Origin of the sequence: Rubripirellula obstinata (genome assembly GCF_001642955.1) — a bacterium.
Classification (GTDB): Bacteria; Planctomycetota; Planctomycetia; order Pirellulales; family Pirellulaceae; genus Rubripirellula; species Rubripirellula obstinata.
Map to the genome: position 1 here is coordinate 1 of NZ_LWSK01000251.1, position 2,155 is coordinate 2,155.

At 55.1% G+C, this 2,155-nt stretch carries 3 protein-coding genes; all 3 read left to right on the top strand.

Annotated features, from left to right (window positions below):
- Positions 1–689: DUF4274 domain-containing protein (locus tag RC85_RS25485; RefSeq protein WP_157594074.1), on the top strand; the 689-nt coding region annotated here is incomplete at its 5' end.
- A gap of 280 nt (positions 690–969) precedes the next feature.
- On the top strand, positions 970–1,248 hold the full coding sequence (locus RC85_RS25490; RefSeq protein WP_157594075.1) for a hypothetical protein: 279 nt from the start codon (positions 970–972) through the stop codon (positions 1,246–1,248).
- A 131-nt stretch (positions 1,249–1,379) separates the two neighbouring features.
- Positions 1,380–1,733, top strand: a complete 354-nt coding sequence (locus RC85_RS28050) for a hypothetical protein (protein ID WP_068267728.1) — start codon at positions 1,380–1,382, stop codon at positions 1,731–1,733.
- Positions 1,734–2,155: the final 422 nt, after the last annotated feature.

A 2,155-nucleotide genomic window follows, 5' to 3' on the forward strand; every position in this document is an offset into this window, starting at 1 on the left:
ACAAAGTCCGCGCCGACGGACCGCATCGCAATGGTGCTTTGCGGATAACCATTGCATGCACCGGAGTGGCGGCCGCACACTTTTCTCTCTGCTTGCACGTCAAATCCCGCCACCTCGGTGATGCATACCGTTATCCGACTTCAAATGCTGAACTGAAACAGATGGCAATATCTCAAAAGCGTCAGCAGGAGATCATTGACCTTGCAACAGAGGGCGTTCCCCCTGACACACCGGAGGAGCTGTGGAATAACGTCGCGGCACTGGAGCAACTTATCCGAACTGCGGATCGCCGCCGTAACGCTTGGCTCAGGGCCACACGGAAGCCGGGCGAACTTCAACTGTTTGCCGAGAACTTCACTTGGGATAACCCAAAGCCGCTTCAACTTCTAGTTGCTAACCCGGGCTGTGACGCTGGGACAATGCTGTACCTATTTTGGTACGGCTGTGCGGAAGACTACTATTTCCAATTCAACACTTTGAAAGAGATTGACGGGGGCCACGACCGAGAAGTGTTTCGACTTCTCCGCCAAATAGAACGCCGCATTGTTAACGGTGACTACACTTCGGGCCGGCTTTACTTTGACCCGACACCGCGTGTTTCAATGAGTGACCGCCGAGATGAGTTCGCAAGACAGATACCTGACGTCCTGTACCGTCCAATTGGCCGCAAGCCAAAACGTGGCGGATAACAATGGGATGCACCGGAGTACGGCTTGCGTGCTTTTTCCGATGGTTGACTTTACTCTCCGTACCCGGTGATCCCGGACGTTATCCGACTGACCCCATCGTATTACTATCGTGACAGAACGCCCCCTCCTTTTACTTACGTGCTTTGCGTGCGTCGCCTTGGTTGGTTGTTCTGATCCGACTCTTCCACACCGCGAGAAACTCGCTCTCTGCATCATCAAATCAAGTGCTCCACTTGAATTGGACTTTGATGCTATCCCTCCCGAAATGCACCGAATGCACATGGGTGCTGAACGCGCTCGACGAACGGCAGCACTGCTCGACGATTTCCTTGCGGCGTCACCACCGCTTGATACCGAAACCCTAAATTTGGTCGCTGCGTATGCCGAAACCGAGCGAAAGCTCCATGCCCAGTTCCAAGCTGCCGTCGACGACGGCAGAGCTGATCTAACCGGCGACGAACTTGAAGTCTCGCAAGATTGCAGTCTTGCCGGGATGACGCTACAACAAGAACTCTGTCAACGCATCGACTTCGATGCACTCGTCACAGTTTACCCATAATTCACAACGGCGGATAACCATGGGTTGCACCGGAGCCGGGCTTGCGGGCGTTTCCTGATGGTTGACTTTTCCCTCCCGGCCCGGTGAACCCGGACGTTATCCGACTGAAATCCAATCACACTGTGAATCCAATGTCACACGCTTCGCCTTCGCTTGATGGAACACCACCTCTGGCTGGATCGGTTTGGCCGATCGCACTCGGTGTCGCTGTCTCCGCCTTGGTTTCATTGCTGCACTTCATCGGCGCTGTGGTTCTCTTTGCTACACACCCAAACCAGATTCTTGACCCCAGTAGTTTCGGTCACATCTACTATCCGGCTTGGTTGACCGCTATCGTGCTTTGCGGCATTGGATTCGCCCTGTCTGGATTTCTGTGTTGGCGACGGTCGGTTGACTATGCCATCGTAACTTTTTTGGGCTGCACGCTGGTCTCAATCGTCGCACCTGTCGCTATACTATACGTGTTGATGCTAATGTCACGGTAAGCCCGCGATGGCTTCCGTTCTCGTAAATGCGGATAACCATCGGTTGCACCGGAGCGGGGCTTGCGCGTCTTTTCTGACGGTTAACTTTTCTCTCCCCGCCCGGTGAACCGTACCGTTATCCGACTGGGCCGCGGACACTCGCTGCCCGCCTCGCGCCCTGCGGGGCACAACCTACGCATGGATCCCATGCCGATCGTTCCACGCCATCGCTCTGGCTTCACAACCACGACGATTCACTCACTGCAAACGATGACTGAACCAACGTTGACGGTTCCTCGATCAATCCATACTCGTGTTGGCGATGCGACGTTTCACCCTTTGCTTGCACGACCGGCGACGACGTACCGTATCGGCGGCGATCTTCCTTGGTCACGCATCTTCACTGATCGCCGCCGATACGGAACGTCGTCGCCTCCAAGGTG